Source organism: Mucilaginibacter rubeus (genome assembly GCF_014643835.1).
Classification (GTDB): domain Bacteria; phylum Bacteroidota; class Bacteroidia; order Sphingobacteriales; family Sphingobacteriaceae; genus Mucilaginibacter; species Mucilaginibacter rubeus.
Window position 1 is genome coordinate 130970 of the sequence record NZ_BMKD01000004.1, and the last position, 20628, is coordinate 151597.

21 protein-coding genes are annotated in these 20628 nt (G+C 38.8%); 4 read left to right on the forward strand and 17 right to left on the reverse strand.

The window, feature by feature from the left end; all coding sequences use genetic code 11:
• Positions 1 to 28: 28 nt before the first annotated feature.
• On the forward strand, positions 29 to 952 hold the full coding sequence (gene miaA / locus IEX80_RS14480) for a tRNA (adenosine(37)-N6)-dimethylallyltransferase MiaA (RefSeq protein WP_308421693.1): 924 nt from the start codon (positions 29 to 31) through the stop codon (positions 950 to 952).
• A gap of 5 nt (positions 953 to 957) precedes the next feature.
• Here miaA and rfbA read toward each other — a convergent pair whose 3' ends face one another.
• Entirely contained in the window at positions 958 to 1821 is an 864-nt protein-coding gene (gene rfbA, locus IEX80_RS14485; protein ID WP_188833319.1) for a glucose-1-phosphate thymidylyltransferase RfbA, read from the reverse strand.
• Between the two features lie 305 nt (positions 1822 to 2126).
• Between rfbA and cysD the strand changes: the two genes are divergently transcribed.
• Both cysD and cysN read left to right on the forward strand, forming a co-directional pair.
• On the forward strand, positions 2127 to 3032 hold the full coding sequence (cysD, locus tag IEX80_RS14490; RefSeq protein WP_090528572.1) for a sulfate adenylyltransferase subunit CysD: 906 nt from the start codon (positions 2127 to 2129) through the stop codon (positions 3030 to 3032).
• 10 nt (positions 3033 to 3042) lie between these two features.
• Positions 3043 to 4329: a sulfate adenylyltransferase subunit CysN gene (gene cysN, locus IEX80_RS14495; protein ID WP_090528575.1), complete on the forward strand. Its 1287-nt coding sequence runs from the start codon at positions 3043 to 3045 to the stop codon at positions 4327 to 4329.
• 76 nt (positions 4330 to 4405) lie between these two features.
• Here the strand turns inward: cysN and rfbD are convergent, their stop codons facing one another.
• Both rfbD and rfbC read right to left on the reverse strand, forming a co-directional pair.
• Positions 4406 to 5269, reverse strand: coding sequence for a dTDP-4-dehydrorhamnose reductase (rfbD, locus tag IEX80_RS14500; RefSeq protein WP_090528578.1), 864 nt, complete (start codon positions 5267 to 5269; stop codon positions 4406 to 4408).
• Positions 5270 to 5309: 40 nt separating this feature from the next.
• On the reverse strand, positions 5310 to 5864 hold the full coding sequence (gene rfbC / locus IEX80_RS14505) for a dTDP-4-dehydrorhamnose 3,5-epimerase (protein WP_090528581.1): 555 nt from the start codon (positions 5862 to 5864) through the stop codon (positions 5310 to 5312).
• Between the two features lie 408 nt (positions 5865 to 6272).
• Between rfbC and IEX80_RS14510 the strand changes: the two genes are divergently transcribed.
• The gene (locus IEX80_RS14510) at positions 6273 to 7667 is read left to right on the forward strand and encodes an endo-1,4-beta-xylanase (protein ID WP_188833320.1); all 1395 of its coding nucleotides are present in this window, start codon (positions 6273 to 6275) and stop codon (positions 7665 to 7667) included.
• 202 nt (positions 7668 to 7869) lie between these two features.
• On the opposite strand, the gene IEX80_RS14515 is transcribed toward IEX80_RS14510, so the two are convergent.
• The 14 genes from IEX80_RS14515 to IEX80_RS14580 all read right to left on the reverse strand — a co-directional run bounded on the left by IEX80_RS14515 (position 7870) and on the right by IEX80_RS14580 (position 20210).
• On the reverse strand, positions 7870 to 8814 hold the full coding sequence (locus IEX80_RS14515) for a GDP-L-fucose synthase family protein (RefSeq protein WP_090528588.1): 945 nt from the start codon (positions 8812 to 8814) through the stop codon (positions 7870 to 7872).
• A gap of 1 nt (position 8815) precedes the next feature.
• Positions 8816 to 9931, reverse strand: coding sequence for a GDP-mannose 4,6-dehydratase (gene gmd / locus IEX80_RS14520; RefSeq protein ID WP_090528591.1), 1116 nt, complete (start codon positions 9929 to 9931; stop codon positions 8816 to 8818).
• Positions 9932 to 10034: 103 nt separating this feature from the next.
• Positions 10035 to 10781: a WecB/TagA/CpsF family glycosyltransferase gene (locus tag IEX80_RS14525; RefSeq protein WP_090528594.1), complete on the reverse strand. Its 747-nt coding sequence runs from the start codon at positions 10779 to 10781 to the stop codon at positions 10035 to 10037.
• Between the two features lie 187 nt (positions 10782 to 10968).
• Complete coding sequence (locus IEX80_RS14530; protein WP_090528598.1) at positions 10969 to 11814, reverse strand: 6-hydroxymethylpterin diphosphokinase MptE-like protein; 846 nt, start codon at positions 11812 to 11814, stop codon at positions 10969 to 10971.
• Positions 11815 to 11849: 35 nt separating this feature from the next.
• Positions 11850 to 12524 (reverse strand): cyclase family protein, encoded by a 675-nt coding sequence (locus IEX80_RS14535; RefSeq protein ID WP_188833321.1) that lies wholly within the window; start codon positions 12522 to 12524, stop codon positions 11850 to 11852.
• Positions 12525 to 12608: 84 nt separating this feature from the next.
• A complete protein-coding gene (locus IEX80_RS14540; protein ID WP_090528604.1) occupies positions 12609 to 13061 on the reverse strand; it encodes a NanQ anomerase/TabA/YiaL family protein in 453 nt (150 codons plus the stop codon).
• A gap of 7 nt (positions 13062 to 13068) precedes the next feature.
• On the reverse strand, positions 13069 to 14133 hold the full coding sequence (locus IEX80_RS14545; protein ID WP_188833322.1) for an AroB-related putative sugar phosphate phospholyase (cyclizing): 1065 nt from the start codon (positions 14131 to 14133) through the stop codon (positions 13069 to 13071).
• Entirely contained in the window at positions 14126 to 14887 is a 762-nt protein-coding gene (locus IEX80_RS14550) for an SDR family NAD(P)-dependent oxidoreductase (protein WP_188833323.1), read from the reverse strand. The genes IEX80_RS14545 and IEX80_RS14550 overlap by 8 nt, the downstream gene beginning before the upstream one ends.
• 9 nt (positions 14888 to 14896) lie before the next feature.
• Positions 14897 to 15502, reverse strand: coding sequence for a D-sedoheptulose-7-phosphate isomerase (locus IEX80_RS14555; protein WP_176628050.1), 606 nt, complete (start codon positions 15500 to 15502; stop codon positions 14897 to 14899).
• Positions 15503 to 15532: 30 nt separating this feature from the next.
• Positions 15533 to 16525 (reverse strand): Gfo/Idh/MocA family protein, encoded by a 993-nt coding sequence (locus IEX80_RS14560; protein ID WP_090528616.1) that lies wholly within the window; start codon positions 16523 to 16525, stop codon positions 15533 to 15535.
• 8 nt (positions 16526 to 16533) lie between these two features.
• Positions 16534 to 17451: a phosphoglycerate dehydrogenase gene (locus IEX80_RS14565; protein ID WP_188833324.1), complete on the reverse strand. Its 918-nt coding sequence runs from the start codon at positions 17449 to 17451 to the stop codon at positions 16534 to 16536.
• A 62-nt stretch (positions 17452 to 17513) separates the two neighbouring features.
• Positions 17514 to 18230 (reverse strand): acylneuraminate cytidylyltransferase family protein, encoded by a 717-nt coding sequence (locus IEX80_RS14570; RefSeq protein ID WP_188833325.1) that lies wholly within the window; start codon positions 18228 to 18230, stop codon positions 17514 to 17516.
• A 208-nt stretch (positions 18231 to 18438) separates the two neighbouring features.
• Entirely contained in the window at positions 18439 to 19533 is a 1095-nt protein-coding gene (locus tag IEX80_RS14575; protein ID WP_188833326.1) for a glycosyltransferase family 4 protein, read from the reverse strand.
• On the reverse strand, positions 19530 to 20210 hold the full coding sequence (locus IEX80_RS14580; RefSeq protein ID WP_139159983.1) for a hypothetical protein: 681 nt from the start codon (positions 20208 to 20210) through the stop codon (positions 19530 to 19532). Before IEX80_RS14580 ends, IEX80_RS14575 begins: the two co-directional genes overlap by 4 nt.
• Between the last annotated feature and the right edge of the window lie 418 nt (positions 20211 to 20628).

Consider the following 20628-nt stretch of genomic DNA (forward strand, 5'->3'; position numbering starts at 1 on the left):
ATTTTTGATATGAGTAAAGCTTAGGCTTATGAACATGACGCAGGGTAATAAAACCCTCATTGTAGTTGCCGGCCCCACTGCAGTAGGGAAAACAGCTGCAGCTATTAAGTTGGCGCAGCATTTCAATACTGTGGTGGTTTCTGCCGATTCGAGACAATTTTTCAGGGAGATGAGTATTGGTACTGCCAAACCTGATGAAAGCGAGTTGGCTGCGGCCAAACACTACTTTATCAATTCGCACTCCATATCCGAAAGTTTTTCTGTTGGCGATTTTGAAAAACAGGGGCTTGCGCTTTTAGATGAACTTTTTAAAGTACATGATAAGGTGATCCTGGCGGGAGGATCAGGTTTGTACATTAAAGCTATTTGTGAAGGCTTTGATGACTTGCCCGTAGCTGATATTTCAGTACGTGAAAAACTAAACCAACAACTGGAAAGGGAAGGAATTACAACATTACAAAAACACTTACAACAGGTCGACCCGGATTATTATACCCAGGTCGACCTTAATAATCCTCAGCGTATCATCAGGGCGTTGGAAGTATTTGAAACCTCAGGTAAACCATTTTCATCTTACCGCAACGCTACTGTAAATAAAAGACCTTTTAATATTATCAAACTGGCACTTGATATGCCCCGCGAAAAACTATATGAGCGTATAAACCTTCGCGTCGATCTGATGGTTAAACAAGGCCTTATTCAAGAAGTAAAAAGCCTCCTGCCCTACCGGGAGCTTAATGCTTTAAATACAGTGGGTTATTCAGAGCTATTTGATTACTTCGATGGTAAAACCAGCCTCGATGAAGCCCTGCTGCTTATAAAACAAAATACCAGGCGCTTTGCCAAAAGGCAGCTTACCTGGTTCAGAAAAGATAAAGATTTTGTTTGGTTTGATGCCGGTGTTCCCGATGTTATTGACCAGATGGTCAAAGCCATTGAAACTTCCGCATAATTATTTTATTGCGGCAGCAGGCTTTGTAAATATTTGCCGTAACCACTTTTGATATACTTGTTAACTAACAGCCGCAACTGATCGTCATTGATAAACCCACGGCGGTAAGCAACCTCCTCAATACACCCGATTTTTGTTGACTGGCGTTTTTCGATCACGCGCACATATTCGGTAGCGTCGCTCAATGAATCAAACGTACCCGTATCTAACCAGGCTGTTCCCTTATCCATAACGCCAACATGCAGGTTACCCTGTTCAAGGTAAAACTTGTTAACATCGGTAATTTCATACTCACCGCGGGGTGAGGGTTCAAGATCTTTAGCTATTTGAATTACCGAATTATCATAAAAATAAAGGCCGGGTACTGCAAATTTCGATTTTGGCTGCAAAGGTTTCTCCTCAATTGACAAGGCCCTGAATTCGGCATCAAACTCAACCACACCGTAACGTTCAGGATCGGCCACATGATAGGCAAAAATAGCTGCGCCATCTACATCATTAAAACTGCGGATCAATTCGTTAAATCCGGTACCATAAAATATATTATCGCCCAATATCAAAGCTACTTTATCATCGCCTATAAATTGCTCGCCAATAACAAAAGCCTGGGCGAGGCCATTAGGCTTTTCCTGTATAGCATATTCAAATTTACAGCCTAACTCTGTACCATCGCCCAATAACCGCTTAAAACCGGGATTATCTTCGGCTGTAGTAATGATCAGAATTTCTTTGATATCCGCCTGTATCAAAACCGATAGCGGGTAGTATATCATAGGCTTATCATAAATAGGCATCAGTTGCTTACTGATTGCCCTGGTTATAGGATAAAGCCGGGTGCCTGACCCTCCTGCTAAAATAATGCCTTTCATATTTGATTATACTAATTTTTAAGTAAACGTCCCAAAGTTAGTATATAATAATGCTTCCGTAATATCAGGGCCCATTATTATACTGTTGAACAATGCTATCAGGTATAAAGTTGGTATTTATTGTTCAATATGCAAACTTATATTTTATCTGATTATTTTGAACATAAACCATGTACCAGGCAACAAGCCTTTTTCAAAAGCAAAATCCATTTAATACCCTCAACATTAGCATAAAATTGTTATTATTGCAGTTTGAACGTTAAAAACTACTATTTAGGTGGATTTAGCGGATTTTCATTGTTAACATGCATAAATATTATCTTACTCATCTGCAGGAATTAGAATCAGAGGCCATTTACGTTATCAGGGAAGTGGTTGCACAATTTGATCGTCCTGCCATCCTGTTTTCGGGCGGGAAAGACTCTATTGTTGTAACACACCTGGCAAAAAAGGCATTCTGGCCCGCTAAAATCCCAATGCCCCTAATCCATATTGATACCGGTCATAACTTTCCCGAAACTATGGAGTTTAGGGATAAGCTGGTTGAAAACCTTGGCGTACAACTTATTGTAGGCTCAGTTCAGGAATCAATTAACAAAGGCCGCGCAGTTGAGGAAAGCGGTATCAACGCCAGCCGCAACGAATTGCAGATAGTAACCCTGCTTGATACCATCGAAAGCAATAAGATTGATGCCGCTATCGGCGGTGCGCGCCGTGATGAAGAAAAGGCCCGTGCTAAAGAACGTTTCTTCAGTCACCGCGATGAGTTTGGCCAGTGGGATCCTAAAAACCAACGCCCCGAGCTCTGGAATATCTTTAACGGCCGCAAGCGCATGGGCGAACACTTCCGTGTGTTCCCGATCAGTAACTGGACCGAAATGGATATCTGGAACTACATTCTGCAAGAAAATATAGCCATACCTTCATTATACTTTGCACATCAGCGTAACGCGGTTTACCGCGATAATACCTGGCTGCCTGCTTCAGAATTCTTACAGCTTAGGGAGGGTGAAACTATCGAAAACAAACTCATGCGTTTTCGTACCCTGGGCGATATCACCATCACCGGCGGTATCGAATCAGACGCCGATACACTGGAGAAGATAGTTGCTGAAGTATCAGCAACCCGCAGCACCGAACGCGGTAACCGAAGTGACGATAAACGCTCGGATACCTCAATGGAAGACAGGAAAAAACAAGGTTATTTTTAAATTTGATTCAATGAGCCTTCAGGCAGTCAAGCCCGGAGCAAAACATACCACCACAATGGAATTATTACGTTTTACTACAGCAGGTAGTGTTGACGATGGGAAAAGCACCCTTATAGGACGCTTGCTATACGATTCGAAATCCATCTTTGAAGACCAGATGGAGGCTGTAAAACAATCGAGCGAACGAAAAGGGCTTCAGCATGTTGATCTTTCATTATTAACTGATGGTTTACGTTCGGAGCGTGAGCAGGGCATTACCATTGACGTGGCCTATCGCTATTTTGCCACACCCAAACGTAAATTTATTATAGCCGATACCCCCGGCCATATCCAGTATACCCGCAACATGGTTACCGGCGCTTCAACCGCAAACCTTGCCCTGGTGCTTATTGATGCCCGCAAAGGTGTGGTTGAGCAAACCTGCCGCCACTCGTTTATTGCATCACTATTAAAAATACCACACATTATTGTTTGTGTAAACAAAATGGACTTGGTTGATTACAGCGAAGAGGCTTTTAACAAAGTAGTTGAACAATATGAAGCTTTTGCAGCAAAAATTGATGTCACCGATATCCGTTTTGTACCTATCAGTGCTTTAGCTGGTGACAATGTGGTTAACGATTCGGAAAACATGCCATGGTACAAAGGCGAAAGCCTGTTACATACACTGGAGACTATTCATATTGCCAGTGATGAAAACCACTCTGATGCCCGCTTCCCGGTGCAAACAGTGATCCGTCCTCATGCGGCTGAATATCATGATTACCGCGGTTATGCCGGCCGGATAGCAGGCGGCATTTTCAGGCCTGGCGATAAGATCACTGTATTGCCGTCAGGGCTAACATCGGCTATAAAATCTATCGATACCTATTCGGGTCCGGTTGAGGAAGCTTTTGCACCAATGTCGGTTTCCATTACTTTGGAGGATGATATTGATGTAAGCCGCGGCGATATGATTGTAAAAGATGACAGCGAACCGCAGGTGAGCCAGGACCTTGACGCCATGATTTGCTGGATGGCAACCCGCAGCCCGCGCCCAGGTGCTAAATATCACCTCAAAACCACCACCCGCGAGGTAATGTCGATCATTAAGGAAGTTTATTATAAACTTGATATCAATACGCTTGAAAAGCAGGAAGAAAATACTGATATTAAGATGAACGAAATGGTGAAGATCCGTTTACGCACCACTCAACCCGTAGTGTTTGACGAGTATCGCAAAAACCGTATTACCGGCTCATTGATCCTGGTTGATGAATCAACTAATGAAACGGTAGCAGCTGGGACATTCCTGTAAGCTATTTGGGGAAAAACTAAAAAATGCCAGGTTTGTAAGAAAAGCCTGGCATTTTATTTTTTTTAAAACTCATTGTTTATTGTGCGGCAGCCAATTTTTTAATACAAGCTTTTAAGCTGTCGCGCCAGTAAGGGATCTCTATATTAAACGTAGCTTTGATCTTAGCCTTATCCAGTACCGAATATGCCGGTCGTTGCGCATTCGTTGGATATTCTGATGTGCGTATTGGGAGTACTTTAACATCAGTACCTGAAATATCAAAGATGCCTTTGGCAAAGTCATACCATGAGGTTACCCCTTCATTGCTGTAATGATAAATACCATATGCTTTTTTGCCAGCTGTTATGATAGTTAAAATTGCTTCTGCCAGGTCAATAGCATATGTGGGTGTGCCCACCTGGTCTGCAATCACCTTAAGCTCATCACGGTCGGCCCCAAGCCTTAGCATGGTTTTTACAAAATTGTTGCCATACTCGGAGTATAGCCAGCTTGTACGAATTGTATAGTGTTCATCAAGAATTTCCGCAATTGCCTGTTCTCCCTCCAGTTTGGTAAGGCCATATACACTGATAGGCTCAGCAATGGCTTCTTCTGTGAGTGGCAATGCCACGTCTCCCTTAAAAATAAAATCAGTTGAGATCTGCACAAGGGTAGCACCATATGCTTTACAATGCCTGGCAAGATTTGCGGCCCCGGTTTTATTGATCGCCCGGGCCAGGTCAACTTCGTCTTCCGCTTTATCAACAGCGGTATAAGCAGCGCAATTGATAGCAAACGTTGGTTTATATTTTTCAAAAACAATATCGAGCAAATCGTCCCGCAAAATGTCTGCCTCTTCTTCGGGCAGGAAATGGATATAATCTATTTTCCTTTCGCCTGCAACTTTCTTTAAGCAGTTACCCAATTGTCCTGATGCTCCAAATACGATGATATTTTGCATTTTTTAGAAGTGTTATTTTTTGATTAAACCAGGATAAAAATTAGAACCCAAAATCAGGAGCATCCTTTAAAAAGGGCAGTTCAAGGTCTTTGTCCGATACCAGCACATCGCTCCCGCTGAGCTGCCAATCAATATTTAAATCAGGATCGGCATAATGCAGACCACTTTCTGACTCTTTGTTATAGTAGTTATCACATTTATACTGGAATACAGCTTCATCGCTCAATACAATAAAGCCATGGGCAAATCCACGGGGAATAAAAAATTGCTCGTTATTCTGTTCGGTTAAATGCACTCCATGATATTGCCCATAAGTTGCCGATCCCTTGCGCAGGTCGACAGCTACGTCTAATACTTCGCCTTTGGTTACCCTAACCAACTTAGCTTGCGAAAACCGACCTTTTTGCAAGTGCAGGCCACGTAATACACCTTTAGTTGAATAGGATTGATTATCCTGTACAAAATTGACATTGAAGCCCGTAGCATCAGCAAACCGCTGTTGATTAAACGATTCAAAAAAATAACCGCGGTCATCATTAAAAATACGTGGTTTTATTAATAAACATCCCTCAAGCGGGGTTGGTATTATAGTCATATGTTTCCCTTATAAACACAGTAATGTGTGGTCATTATAATTTGATATAATTGACAAAACACATTAAAATTTATGCAATATTAACTAATAGATCTATAATCAAAGCCGATAATCATTCAAAAAGTCTTTTAACGGCTTAAATAAAACCCTGGTTACATCAATAATAGTTATACTTCTTACGATGGCAAAAAACTTAAGTTTCTCATTATAGCAAAATTATGCAGCCGCAAATGTTAAAAAAAGTAATTCAAGTTACGTTAATTTGCACCTTCTTCTTAATCAGGCTACAGTGGATTGCACGAAATACTTAAATAACATTCATAATTAATTCATACAAAAATCGTTTATTACGTCTTAAATAAAGGCATTTACAAAAGAAAAAGGATTAACAAATAATTAATTGATAGCATGCAAATAAATAAATATCGTTCCCACATAATTATCTCATTACTTAGTCTTTTTTTGTTGTTCTTCTGTATCAATCTCTATTTCAAAGAGCGAGAGGTTCAACAACAGCGCACAGTAGCTGACCCTGAATTAAAATCAGCAGACAACGAGGTTAACTCAAAGGATGACAAATTAAGTGCAACCACACAGGAACAAAAGCAACCAGAACAAAAACAACCAGAACAAAAACCTATCCGCAATGCCATTGCAAGCCTGGCAAAAAAAGAGGATATTCAGGATAGTTCAGATCCCAGCACCCTGAAAAAACTTTTAATTAAAAAAGGCATTTATTTTGGCGATTTTTTGGGGAACGAAGATGTTGAACTCGCAGCTCCGCGTCCGGCGAACTTCTTAACACAAATTAACCAGTATTTTAATTTGTATACCGTGCCTGCCTGGTTTCATCATGTGGAACTCAAAAATGGCCAGTATGATTTTAGGGGCATTGATGAAGTTGCAGACTTTGCTGTAGCGCATGGCGCCAAAATACAAATGCAAAGCCCTGTGTGGTGGTATGTGCCTGATTGGGTAAAAAAAGGAAACTTTACGCCTGATGAGCTTAAAAATATCCTAAAAAATCATATCCAGGCTGTAATGCGCCATTATAGGGATAAATATCCGGGAGCCGTGCTTTCATGGGCCATTGTCAATGAATCGATGAGTGACAGCCCCGATTTTAATCCAAAATATTCGTTGCCAAACGGACTTAGAAGTAACTTACCAATATGGAATGTAATTCACAAGCCCGGTTCAAATGACCCTACTGATTATATTCAATTAGCATTTGAATGGGCGCACGAAGCTGATCCTACAGCGAAACTTTATTGGACCGAATTTAACGTTGAATACAAAGGTTTTAAAATGGACAGATGGTTTAATATCGTTAAACAACTAAAAGATAAAGGCGTTCCTATTAATGGCGTGGGTTTCCAAACTCATTTGTATCAGGGATATAACCATCCATTTAGCGAGTTAACTGAAAACATGGACAGGTTTGCAGCTATTGGCCTTACAAGCGAAATAACTGAGTTAGACGCAATTATGTCAACTACATCACCAGTTGACCCACCTTTATTCAGGCCAACAATTATCGGTTCACCAAACCAGTTTGACTTTGATAAGCAGGGAAAATTATTTGCCGGCGTAATTTCAGCCTGCATCAAGGCCCAAAAATGTGATGCTATAATATTATGGGGCGAATGGGACCCAACCAGCTCAACAAATACCCAATACAAAAATAAATTAACAGGAAATCCCCTTGGCAAGATGCACGCCAATATATTAGATGATAATTTGAAGCCTAAACCAGCGGTTGCCGCTATGGTTAATGCTGCCCGGCAACTCATATCTAAATAACTTATTACCTCAAAACGCCTCACGGTTTCGTGAGGCGTTTTAGCAAATTTTGGAGACATTATTATATAATCGCCATCCTAATGGGGAGCCCCGAAAGCCCAAAATCTTCAAAAAAAAGTTTGCCTTGTAAAAAGGCAAACTTTTTTTTGAAATAACTGCCGCAAGCGGCATATAGTTAAAGCGCGTTATAAAACGGAATCATTTAACGTTGAGCAAATTCACCCTCTTTGCTCAAAAAATCCTGGTAAGCAAATTTAATTCCATCTTCCAGGCCGGTATGATATTTCCACCCAGCTTCACTCAACTTGGTTACATCCATTAATTTTCTTGGTGTACCATCTGGTTTAGAAACATCGAACGTAATCTCTCCTTCATAACCGATAATTTTTTTAACAAGCAATGCCAAATCTTTTATAGATATATCCTCACCCGTGCCAATGTTAACAAGACCGGGTTCATTATAGTTCTCCATTAAATAATAGCATGCTTCGGCAAGGTCATCGGCAAATAAAAATTCCCGTTTCGGAGAACCCGTTCCCCAAATGGTTACAAACGGCGCTTCCTGCTCTTTGGCTTCATGAAACCTACGTATCAGTGCCGGCAAAACATGCGAATTTTGAGGATGGTAATTATCATTAAACCCGTATAAATTTGTAGGCATAACTGATATGTAATTACAGCCATATTGAGCCCTGTATGCATCGCACATCTTTATTCCGGCAATTTTTGCAACTGCATAAGGCTCATTCGTTTCTTCCAACAAACCCGTTAATAAGTAATCTTCTTTTAATGGTTGAGGAGCAAGTTTAGGATAAATACAACTTGAACCAAGAAACATCAGCTTTTTTACATCATTCAAGTATGATTGATGGATGATGTTGTTTTGTATTTGCAGATTATCGTACAAAAACTCGGCGCGGTAAACATTATTGGCTACAATACCTCCTACTTTTGCTGCAGCCAAAAAAACGTAATCTGGTTTTTCCTGTTCAAAAAAATCAGCTACCGCTTTTTGGTCTCTTAGATCAAGTGCAGATGAACTACGGGTAACAAAGTTAGTAAAACCCTCCTTTTCGAGCTTTCGCTGAATGGCTGAACCAACCATCCCCCTGTGACCGGCGATGTATATTTTACTTGATTTATCCATATTATTCAAATTGGTTTTTAATGCTGTATCCTGATTCTTTCAATAACTTTTCCCTTCTGAATAAATCCACATCAGCCGCAACCATTTCTTTAACCAATCCCTGCAGGTCATATTTAGGAGCCCAACCTAATTTTGTTTTAGATTTTGTTGGATCGCCGATAAGTAAATCAACTTCTGTCGGGCGGAAATACGCTTTGTCGACCGCTACTACTTCCTTACCAATTTCGATCTGAAAATCAGGGTTATTACAGCTAACAACATATCCAACTTCGTTAACACCTTCACCTTTAAATTCAATCTCGATACCAACTTCGGCAAATGCCAGCCTTACAAATTCGCGAACCCTGGTAGTTACCCCAGTGGCGATAACATAGTCTTCAGCAACTTCCTGCTGTAATATAAGGTACATGGCCTCCACATAATCCTTAGCATGTCCCCAGTCCCTTTGAGCATCCAAATTGCCCAGAAATAATTTATCCTGTAACCCCATAGCAATTTTTGCAGTTGCGCGGGTAATTTTACGGGTCACAAAAGTTTCACCACGCAATGGGCTTTCATGATTAAATAAAATACCGTTGCAGGCGTAAATTCCGTAAGCTTCCCTATAGTTTACAGTTATCCAATACGCATACATTTTTGCAACTGCATACGGAGAACGAGGGTAAAATGGAGTGGTTTCTGATTGAGGAACTGCTTGTACCAGTCCATAAAGTTCAGATGTTGAAGCCTGGTATATCTTGGTTTTCTTTTCAAGCCCTAAAATCCGGATTGCTTCAAGCAATCTTAAAGTACCAATACCATCAGCATTAGCTGTATACTCGGGAGTATCAAAGCTAACCTTAACATGCGACATAGCCCCAAGATTATAGATCTCATCGGGCTGTACTTGCTGAATAATGCGGATAAGGTTAGTACTGTCGCTAAGATCACCATAATGTAGGATCATATTTTTATTATCATCGTGCGGATCCTGATATAAATGGTCAATCCTATCTGTATTAAATAACGAGCTGCGGCGTTTTATACCGTGTACCACGTATCCTTTTGACAATAGTAGTTCGGTTAGATAGGCACCGTCCTGGCCTGTTATCCCTGTGATTAAAGCAATTTTCTTCATTATATTTTCTTTTATTAAATACTACAAACGGAACCTCTATTTCAAATAATTTCTGTTAGGCAACTATTACTTAAAATTAAACAGTTAAGCAAAAAGAAGCCGGCTACGAAGGAATAACCCTCCTTTTAAATTTGATCATAAATATTTCGTACAAAAAAATCGGCCCATAATATAAGTAACGTCTCCATAAGCGCCTTGGCTCCTTCAATAATCTCAGCAGCCATTCCATTCCCAGGTTAATTGCAAGCTTACCTGGTCGTTTTACTGTTCCTGCATAAAAATCAAATACTGCCCCTATCGAGCAAATTACATTTGCATCAATTTGATCTTTTAAAGCATAGGCCCATTTTTCCTGTTTTGGGGCTGTCATACCAACAAATAGTACATCCGGCTTAAAATCATTTATGGCTTTAAGCATTTCCTTATTATCGCTGTCGCTAAATTGCGGTTTATACGGGGGCGAATATGACCCAACTTTAATATTAGGATACTCATCATTTACCCGCTTTATGATTTTTCCTAAAGTTTCATCTGTTGCACCGAGATAGAAACATGAACCATTATTCAAATTTGCCTCATTTAACAAATAGCTATGTATATCGGCTCCTGCAATTTTCTTTATTCGTTTCCCGGTCAGCAATCTTGTAGCCCAAACAATAGCAACACCGTCGGGCAGCAGTATTTCAGATTTTTTAAGAGATTCTTTAAAATCAACATCTTCTTTAGCAATACAATATGAATATTGATTAATGGTTGAAATTAAGGCTTTCTCTTTTATAGAAACCTTATTCAATGAGTCAGCATAAACAGTATAGCCAAGACAACTTATAGTGTTGAATATATTTTTCATATGGTATTTATTTTCATGCAGCTAATATTTTTTATTACTAAAGGCCGCCTTTTTTGATTAAACTTTTAACAAATTTAATTTAAAACATGGAAAATATTGAAATTAAAGCACTGTAATTTACGATAAATTATCTTTTTTGCAATTACCAATGTAATAAATCTGTTAACTACTTATGCCCCGTAAGGTGTTATCCTTTATTTCTTGAGGGAAATAATGAGTAAAAATCAATTTTTTCAAATATTTGCAAATTCCCGCCAATTGTGGCATCCTTAATTATCCGTCCATCTTGCTCAAACGCCTTCCGAGACAATTTATAGGCAAATTCTTCGCTTTGCAAATCCGGCGCAAACCATGTCATTCCAGGTTTATAATACCCTTTTATAAAATGATTGTCTTCTTTTCCTGTACTTTTAATAGTTGCCCCTGATTTCGCATTGGTATTATATGAGTGATCTTTTCCTATAATATATAGCTCGTTAAACCCCATATAAAACGCCAGCTGCATTGCCATATAAGTAACTGACTGGCCGGTACCATATCCTTGCCTGGCGATATTTGTAGAAAATTCAGGTGTTAATTTATCTTTTATAAAGTATTGATTTTTTCTTTTTGAAAACTTGTGTCTATAATCCCAATTGAAAAAACATGGCAACTGTAAATTATCATAGTCATCAATAAATTGAGATAACTGGGCTTCTATATCGATACATGCTAAATATGTAGGCGAAAAACCAGTTTCTTTTTCCATTAAATAAATCCGGTTTAAGCCTATAGTATATTCATTTTTCAATAGTGAAAAATCGATATGCTTCAAACTTGGGCCATTGGCAATTAAAAAACACCGTTTACCGGCATGTATATTTTTAAATTGCTCAATACCGCTCCTGTTTGCTTTTGTGAATGGAAAAGGGGCAGCCCAAATAACTTTTTGAGGTATATCAGCAATCCTTCTCCAAATCGCTTTACTTATCCGTGATAGGGTAACATCGCTCCTTTTCAGGGTTAATAAACGTTTAATATTTCCTAATGCCATAATGTTTGATCAAGCTGTAATTATTTTTTCAGTGCTTAAGATTCCCGCTTTTTTGCCAAAACTGTTACAGCACCACCATTTCCATCTTCCACAAATAAAGGGGCTACAATTACCCATTCAAATTCATGATACGCTTCGTTTAACGCCATATCCTCTATTACAAGAATACTTTTCTTATCGCCGCCCGGGCAAAGAAACTGCCTGTGGCTTTCCCTTCCCTGTGGTCGGAACTTCCATGAAGTAAGGGATATAAAATCAAAGCCTACACATCTTAGTTCAGGGTATTCGGTTCTGAAGTAATCTGCCAGTTCCGGCGCCAACCCAGGGTTATCGTTCCAGTACTTATCGTCATTCCTGTAATTTTCAAATCCAGTACGTATCAGCAAAAGCTCAACATTTTTATTAATTGGTGGTAAATTTTCAAAATCACTGATGTTTATCAATTTTGCCTCGCTGCAAAGGATTTCTACCGTAACAACGTTTTTATAAAAATATTCTTCCAGGGGTATTTCAAAAGTCTTTTTTCCGTCCTGGCAAAAATGAAAAGGCGAATCGATATGGGTACCTATATGGTTATTTGAAAATATCCAGCAAGCTGTGTTTGCTGTTTCACCTTTTAAAATTGACGAATTATCCCTTATAAATATGCGATCCTTATTTCCGTACGACGGCGTATTTTGTGAGATAATATGTGAAAGGCGGATATTCATAGGGATAGATTTATTTTAAACATGAAATTTGGGCAGCAACAATGTTGATTAATATATAGCACCTGTTAACAGATTACCAACACGCTAAATAGCTACCTTAATAGTAATTTTTTTAATAAACTCTGGCTGATTAACGTAATGCTGAGGGCCGTGTCCGTCTTCGGGAAACATTATAGCAAATATTCCGTTCCCTATATCAACATGAGTACCCTGGCTTGATGGATCTTTATAGAAGGTACGGTCATGCTCTTCACTATACGGAATATTTACATTCATACCTTCAATTGGCGACCATTTAACCCTTTCAAGGCCCCTTATAGGATATTGAATGTCAATAACGTGTTTATGAGCTTCATATCCCCTTTCAAAGTTTTCAACGGTATTATATTCGCTAACAATCGCTTTTACGTTATCGTTAATTTTATAAACACCAACTTCAATATCCGGAGTGGCGTTTTGTAAATATTGAAGACCAGCATATATATCCTCAGAAATGCCTTTATATGTATCAATATTCTTTAATTTATCAACTATCATTGTATAATTAGTTTAATTCGTTTGTAAAATACTCGTTTAGCCATCCAACAAATTGTTCATCCATCGGCCTTAAATCTTTGAATATTTTGCCGTAACCTTTATTAAGGATCAAGCCCAATGTTTTACCTACGTTCTTTTTGTCTTTGCTTAATGCTACCGTAAATTTATCAAGCGAGATATCAGTAATAGAAGTTCCCTCCCACACTTGTTTTAATAACTCCCTTATGTTTTGACGCACCGAATTATCAATGTATCCAAGCTTTACTGATACAAAATTGGCCATATCCATACCGTAACTTACAGCAATTCCGTGAGGTATCCGATAATTAGTTAATGATTCGATAGCATGCCCGAATGAATGACCGTAATTAAATACAAGGCGCTCGTTTTTGTCAAATTCATCCCGCTCAATGTAGCCCTTCTTTATTTCCAGGCTTCTGTTAATTATACCGGCTAAAACTTTTTTATCTGTTAGGGCCTGCGCATATTCATTTTTAAACCTTGTAAAATCCTCTTCGCCCGATACAATGAAATAGTGACACATTTCGCCCATTCCTGATTTCAAATCCCACAATGAAAGGGTATCTAAAAATTCAAGGTTAATAAATATTTGGTTAGGCGGATAAAAACCTCCCAGCTGATTTTTATATTGATTAAAATTGATAGAGGTTTTACTTCCTATGCAGCTATCGCCCTGGGCAAGTAATGATGTTGGGAAAAAATACCAATCAACCCCACGGTACATGATTGACGCTATAAACGCTGTAGCATCCTGGGTTATACCGCCGCCAATGGCAACCAACCTATGATTTTTTCTGAAACCATTATCTATCAGGCTTTCAATTATAGGCATCACCCCCTGGTAACTCTTAACTTTTTCGGAGGCATCAATGCCAATGTGCCAATACAAATCAAGTACCGGCTGAAGCAGATCTTTATATAGCTCCTTTATTTTGTTATCAATGATAATTACGTCGCCTTCTTTAAGTTCCTTAAGTAAAACTCCTTGCGTATCATCTATAAACTGAACACCGTAATCGTGAACAATTGATTTTATTTTAAAATTATACATTGGTATATCCTCCGTCAACAATTATATTTTGACCTGTTAAATAACTATTTAAATTGCTGCTTAAAAAAAGTACAACGTTAGCAATTTCTACAGGTTGAGCCATCCTGTTCATAGGGATAACTTCAGTTAGTTTTTTCAAATCTTCGGCCGAGTTTGTGGTAGCTGTAAGCTCCGTAAGCGTAAAACCGGGCCCAACTGCATTTACCAGGATATCATACTTACCCAATTCAATTGCCAACGTTTTGGTAAGCCCAACAATGGCATTTTTATTGGTGGTGTAAACAGAACGCCCCGGCCTGGTAATAGTGCTCCAGATAGAGGTGATATTAACAATGCGGCCATAACCGTTTTTTTTCATCAGTTTGCTAACTTCACGGCAAAGCACGTACGGTCCCTTTACATTAACATTATGCAGCAAATCAAAATCGGCATCGGTAGTATCCACGTTGAGCGCAACCTTGTTAATCCCCGCATTATTGATAAGCACATCTATCTTATCTAATTCATTCAGTTTCAACAAAAACCTTTCAACTGATTCAGGACGGGTGAAATCAAGCTGTAAATAACTGATCCTCTTAACGGTATTTTCATTATTTAAACGCTCTATTTCGGAAGCATTAGTTCCGGTTAAAATTACAGAACAACCGGCTTCAAGAAAGCGTTCGGCTATCGCGTTGCCAATGCCCCTTGTACCGCCGGTTATAAGTGCCACTTTACCAGTCAGATCAATCTTTATGTTAGATATGCTATCCATAAAGAATAATTAGTTAGCAGTAAGTGCTAAAAACTCCTCGTCGGTTGAAAGGTAGTTTACTATTATATGATTTAAGATCATATGCACATCTTCAATCGGGCCGTAATCTCCTTTAGGATTTGGTGTATACAGTGGTATAGATGATATTTCATTTAATTTTCCACCCAAAAAGCCTACGAATGCAATTGTAGTACCGCCTAATTCATTAGCAAACTCAGCAGCTTTAACCAAATTTGGTGAATTTCCACTTGCCGATATAGCGATCAAAATATCGCCTGAAACAAACTGACCGCGCATTTGCTCAACAAAAACATCGTCAAAGTTATTGTCATTACCTATTGCGGTAATCATAGGTACGTTATCGGTTAAAGCGATAATCTTAGGGCGGAACTTTGAGAAATAACGAACAAAGAACCTGAAGTCGGCCTGCATGTGAGATGCTGTAGCGGCGCTCCCGCCATTACCAACAACATAAATGGTATTGCCGTTTTTAAAAGCAGTGATCATAGCAGTAATTACCTGCTCAAGTTTTGCAACTTCAATTTTATTTAAAATATCAGTCAAACGGGCGATATAATCACCCAGGTAGTTTTTAACTTTCTCTTGTCTTTCCATTGTAATAGATTTTTATCTTATTGTTACTAATTAAAATTCTTTTTGTTCGTATACTTTATCTATGATACGCATGAGTTTGTAAGCATCCTCCGAATTACCGATGGCTATCGGCTTATCAGCAGTAATTGAATCAAAAAAATGATCCATTTCGTAACGCCAGCTGTTGTTATCAACATACTTGGTTACTATTTCATCTTTCCAGGTAGCCGCAGGCGCCGTCGACCTGTTTTTGGCAATGGAGAGTGTTTCTTCGCCATATGACATTGATGATGTTATAAGCCCGTTTAATACCATATAACCTTTTTCAAGGAATATCTCTAACGAAAACAAATGGCGCCATTGCGACATGGTAGAGTGTAATGAAGCTACTTTGCCCGTTGCCGATTCTTTAAGGATCACAAAAGCGTTATCCTCAACATCCATGTGCCAATAAAGGTTTGAAACCTCAGCTTTAACAACATCAAAATCACCTGAGAGGTACAGGAACAAATCAAGCATATGAATACCCTGATCCATTAAGATACCACCGCCGGCTAATTCCTTTTTAGCCCTCCATTGGTTAAAATAATCGCTGGTTACACTTTTTCCGTAACGGCCACGCAACCATAATACTTTTCCATATTCACCGCTGTCAATCAGCTTTTTGATATGCATAACGCTGTCATGATGACGGTGATTAAAACCGTACATCAATTTTTTGCCGCTGGCTGCTTCGGCTTTTTGTATCTCTAATATATCAGCACCGGTAAAAGCGGGTGGTTTTTCGCAAAAAACATGCTTTCCGGCATTCAGGGCCCGTATGGTTAAATCTTTGTTTAAAAAGTTGGGGGTGCAAACTATGATCGCATCTATATCTGCATGATTTATAATTTCCTCATGGCTGATATTGGGGATACCTTTTATTTCAGTTTCTCCATTGGGCTCAGATACAGCTACTACAACGCCTTTTTTAATTTCATCGATAGCCTGGTGCCGGATTTTTCCCATTACACCATAACCTATTATACCAATTTTGTAATTCATAGTATGTATTATTTTAGTGCGTTAATTAAGTTTTTAACAGCGTCAATTTCCATTAATAGTTTTCCTTCTTCGGCGTATGAACCAAGGTGAGGGGTAAGCACTACATTATCCAGATCGCATAAAGGGCCCGAATATGGCTCAGAAGAGAAAACGTCAATAGCTGCTCCGGTTAATTTATTAGCTGCAAGGGCATTATATAAAGCTTCTTCATCAACAATACCACCGCGGGATATATTTACCAGGAACGCGCCTGTTTTCATCAAATCAATCTCTTTAGCACCTATTACCGCAGATCCGTCTTCATTGCCTGGTACATGAACTGTAACGACATCGGCTTTGGTTAACAATGTATCAAAATCAACCAATTCAACTCCGTTATCTGTTGCCCAAGCAGCATCAGCGTAAGGGTCATAACCAATTACCGGGTTCCCTATCCCCCTGAACAGTTGCGATACCAGTTTACCAATACGTCCTAAACCTACAACTCCAACAACTTTATTAAGAAAAAGGTTGCCTACCTGCTTTTTCCATACTTTATTTTTAAGATCAGCATGAGCCTGTGGTATTTTTCGCAATAATGACAGTGTCATAGCCAGTGTCAATTCTGCAACTGCCCTGGTTGGGCCATCGGGGGTATTGGTTACAATAATCCCTTTTTCGGCTGCGTATTTTAAATCTACGCTATCCATGCCTATTCCAACGCGGCTGATACATTTCAACTTAGGCAGTGCATCCATTACCCTGGCGGTAAGTGGTTCTACACCGGCTACTATACCAATGCAGTCTGCAGCCAACTCTATAACTTCATCTTCTGTTAGCTTTCTTCCGTAAGGGTTATTGATTACTTCATAACCATTTTGGAGAAGCAACTCTACAGGTTCATTTCCAACTTGGCCAAAAGACGAGGGCGAGGTTAATATTTTCATAGTATAAATTATCGTTCTTTTATTACAATTGTTATGTTGACAAAATGCAATGGTGTCCTTAATTACTTGCTCCAGTACTTGGGCGTTGCATTTTGGGTTGACTGATATTTCCTGGCAATTAATAGCGCCTCGGCAAGCCTGAAATCTTTTTCCTCGCTTACCTTCACAGCTACCAATGGGTCAAGCGGCCAAAAAAGCCTGTTCACCCCAAAATATCCGCTTCGGTTGTTTTCGTATAGTTTTCTAAAAACATTTGCGTTCCATATAGTTACAGCCCAATTACATATTGTAATCACCCTATTATTCTGCGACGGGGCAAGCGGGCCGTCAACTACAATGTTTATCGGTTCATTATCAACAAATGACTGCATTTGTGTTTGTGTACATCCAATAAGGGTGTCTGCATCTGATGCCGAATATGCCTCGAGCGCACCTTGGATATCAGCTTCCCGGATCAGAGGACAAACAGGATTAATAAGCACCAGTGTATCCGGATTTTTAGCATTAATAAAATCATAAGTAAAATCTTCGCCGGTTGCGTCGTCACCACCCAATAATGCGGGGCGCCGGTATACTTTACAATTTAAACTTTCAGCTATTGCCGCAAGTGAATCATCATCGGTGTTCACATAAACCTCATCCAATAGGTTGCAACTTAAAGCACTTTCAATGCTATAGGCAATCATTGGTTTACCATCCATGTACCTAAGGTTTTTTGACTGTACCCTTTTACTTCCCCCTCTTGCGGGGATATGAGCTATTACTTTTCCTAATTTCATAGAATGAGATTATAATATTATTAACGACTGACTTTTAAATCAGATTATCCTTTTTTTGATTGTTGCTTTATCGCGATTAAACTTTTAGCAACAACTATTGATGCCTTCGCAGCTTTAATAGTGTATAATACCATGGGGTTGCCGTTTATTAATTCAAAATTTTTCAGCTGCCCTTTTACTACCCGGCATTTCTACAATGTATTCTATCTTAAATTGAATCAACTAAATATTTTATATTTTTAACATAATTATCAAACTCAGCAAAAGAACTTACACTTGCTTTAAGCTTGTCTTTGTCATAGTTTGTGTTTAACATGCTATTAATTTTGGCGGTTAATGCTTCTTTATCATCAAAGTTGATAAACTCAGCTCCCTTATTTACTTCTCTCAATACCGGAATATCAGAACATAACGCCGGCGTTCCAACGTACTGTGCCTCTATAGGTGGTAAACCATACCCTTCAAATGACGAACTGTAGATTAATAGTTTTGACGACGCTAAATGCTTATATTTTTCGGACTCAGAAATGCCTGATTTAAAAACCAACTCGATACTGTTTTCTTTTGCCTGATTGATCAAATCCTGATATATCTCCGGATTTAATTTTGCCGGATTACCAATAACAAGTAAAATATACCCGGCAGGTAAAGCATTTATAATATCGTTAAGCACATTTGAGTTTTTGTGCTTTTCTCCAAAACGTCCGAAATAAATAACCTGGTTTCTTTTTTGAGTATCGATAAAACCATCTGCAACCTTTGAGTTAATACTCAGATACAGTTGTTTAAAACTTAAGTTAGGATTAAATCGGGCATAATATTCTTCAGCATACTTTGTTCCTTCCTTCGTAGTTGACAGTATTGCATCAACTGATGGCAAAATCTTATTGCTATATTTATAAGCACTCTCCGGCCTGCTTTGCGGGGTTAGTTTATTAATCCAGTTTGGACTTTCGAAATCAAGAAACCACAACTGACATTTGGAAGCACGTTGAAACTTCTTAACAGTTGGATAGAAAAAGAACCTATCAAACACGATAGATTTTTTTGAAGCCAGGTGCGGAACAACCAGTAATAAGTCATAATTATTTACACGCGGAAAATTAAAATACTTACTCACTTTTAAGTGCAAATTTCCGCTTCCGGGGTAAATGTTAAAATCATCAAAAAACACCGGCGCTAAATTGGTATAATAATCAACCGTATAACCGTTTGCAGCAAAGCCATGCGCCATCATCAGCGCGTGGATTCGCCCTCCAGAATAGTTGTTTTTATAATTTAATGCAAATACAGCTACCTTCATGATTTAATAAGTTGCGTTTCTGCCTGACTATTTAACATTATCTTTTTTAACCGGGCTTTTTCATTGACTATATAAAGACAGATTGAAAAGCAGATAACGCCCGCAGCATAAGAAAATGGCCAGCTGAGTAAACTCATTAAGAGTATTGTTATTAAGAAAAAAAACTCCGTTGTTTTCTTTGACTTTCGCATGGTTTTGTATATCAGGGAAAAATATACACACAGATAAATTAGTCCAAAGCGTGCATAATCTCCTATGAAACCTACATCGGATAAAAAATACCCTTCAGATGCACCTAATCGCGTTACTTTGGCGCCATATGCCGAACTGGCATCATACTGTCCATTTCCAAACAATACCTCCGAAATATTATCAGAGAAATTAAACAAGAAATAATTGGCGGCCTTTACCCTGATGTAGCTATCGCCCTGATGTATCTGATCGGCCGTTAAAGCCGTTATCTCTTCATAATACTTAGTTGGGATTAAGAAAATAGCTGCGACAAATAAAAGGAACATTACCACAATCGCCCTTGCTTTTTCTTTAGAGTTGATAAATAAAAGGAATATACCAACGGCACAAGCAAACAATATATAGCGCGACCCCTGTAAAAACAAGCCTGCCGTTAAAAGAATAACTAATGCGAATTGAAACACCTTAAATCCCTGGCGGATCATTCTGTCAATCAGGAAAAACAGTCCCAGATATATGTATTCCTGCCCGTCGATTCTGAATCGAACGGTTGATCTTTCAACGAGAAAATTGGAACTATTTACAATTTCAATTGGATAAACTATTACCTGTATGATTACTATCAAAGAAACCAGTGATGCCAGGATCAATATGGTGTTATACATCATATCTATATCCGGCTTTGTTACCAACAGATAAAAATATAATAAATAAAAGTACATGAACCGCTGCTCGAGAAAAGTAGTCGCGAAATCCTGATCATGAAACATTATAGCATTGAACGCGCTGATAAAAACACAACCAAGTATAAAAAAAATCGGCCTTTGAAAAATGGTAAGTTTTAACTTATTCAAATTGGCTAACACAGTACCAAATAAATAAATTATAACCAGCGCCTGACTT

What these genes read in the sequence shown, in the direction of transcription:
- miaA (WP_308421693.1), top strand. Translation starts at nt 29, where the DNA reads ATGAACATGACGCAGGGTAATAAAACCCTCATTGTAGTTGCCGGCCCC.
- rfbA (WP_188833319.1), bottom strand. Translation starts at nt 1,821, where the DNA reads ATGAAAGGCATTATTTTAGCAGGAGGGTCAGGCACCCGGCTTTATCCT.
- cysD (WP_090528572.1), top strand. Translation starts at nt 2,127, where the DNA reads ATGCATAAATATTATCTTACTCATCTGCAGGAATTAGAATCAGAGGCC.
- cysN (WP_090528575.1), top strand. Translation starts at nt 3,043, where the DNA reads ATGAGCCTTCAGGCAGTCAAGCCCGGAGCAAAACATACCACCACAATG.
- rfbD (WP_090528578.1), bottom strand. Translation starts at nt 5,269, where the DNA reads ATGCAAAATATCATCGTATTTGGAGCATCAGGACAATTGGGTAACTGC.
- rfbC (WP_090528581.1), bottom strand. Translation starts at nt 5,864, where the DNA reads ATGACTATAATACCAACCCCGCTTGAGGGATGTTTATTAATAAAACCA.
- IEX80_RS14510 (WP_188833320.1), top strand. Translation starts at nt 6,273, where the DNA reads ATGCAAATAAATAAATATCGTTCCCACATAATTATCTCATTACTTAGT.
- IEX80_RS14515 (WP_090528588.1), bottom strand. Translation starts at nt 8,814, where the DNA reads ATGGATAAATCAAGTAAAATATACATCGCCGGTCACAGGGGGATGGTT.
- gmd (WP_090528591.1), bottom strand. Translation starts at nt 9,931, where the DNA reads ATGAAGAAAATTGCTTTAATCACAGGGATAACAGGCCAGGACGGTGCC.
- IEX80_RS14525 (WP_090528594.1), bottom strand. Translation starts at nt 10,781, where the DNA reads ATGAAAAATATATTCAACACTATAAGTTGTCTTGGCTATACTGTTTAT.
- IEX80_RS14530 (WP_090528598.1), bottom strand. Translation starts at nt 11,814, where the DNA reads ATGGCATTAGGAAATATTAAACGTTTATTAACCCTGAAAAGGAGCGAT.
- IEX80_RS14535 (WP_188833321.1), bottom strand. Translation starts at nt 12,524, where the DNA reads ATGAATATCCGCCTTTCACATATTATCTCACAAAATACGCCGTCGTAC.
- IEX80_RS14540 (WP_090528604.1), bottom strand. Translation starts at nt 13,061, where the DNA reads ATGATAGTTGATAAATTAAAGAATATTGATACATATAAAGGCATTTCT.
- IEX80_RS14545 (WP_188833322.1), bottom strand. Translation starts at nt 14,133, where the DNA reads ATGTATAATTTTAAAATAAAATCAATTGTTCACGATTACGGTGTTCAG.
- IEX80_RS14550 (WP_188833323.1), bottom strand. Translation starts at nt 14,887, where the DNA reads ATGGATAGCATATCTAACATAAAGATTGATCTGACTGGTAAAGTGGCA.
- IEX80_RS14555 (WP_176628050.1), bottom strand. Translation starts at nt 15,502, where the DNA reads ATGGAAAGACAAGAGAAAGTTAAAAACTACCTGGGTGATTATATCGCC.
- IEX80_RS14560 (WP_090528616.1), bottom strand. Translation starts at nt 16,525, where the DNA reads ATGAATTACAAAATTGGTATAATAGGTTATGGTGTAATGGGAAAAATC.
- IEX80_RS14565 (WP_188833324.1), bottom strand. Translation starts at nt 17,451, where the DNA reads ATGAAAATATTAACCTCGCCCTCGTCTTTTGGCCAAGTTGGAAATGAA.
- IEX80_RS14570 (WP_188833325.1), bottom strand. Translation starts at nt 18,230, where the DNA reads ATGAAATTAGGAAAAGTAATAGCTCATATCCCCGCAAGAGGGGGAAGT.
- IEX80_RS14575 (WP_188833326.1), bottom strand. Translation starts at nt 19,533, where the DNA reads ATGAAGGTAGCTGTATTTGCATTAAATTATAAAAACAACTATTCTGGA.
- IEX80_RS14580 (WP_139159983.1), bottom strand. Translation starts at nt 20,210, where the DNA reads ATGATCCGCCAGGGATTTAAGGTGTTTCAATTCGCATTAGTTATTCTT.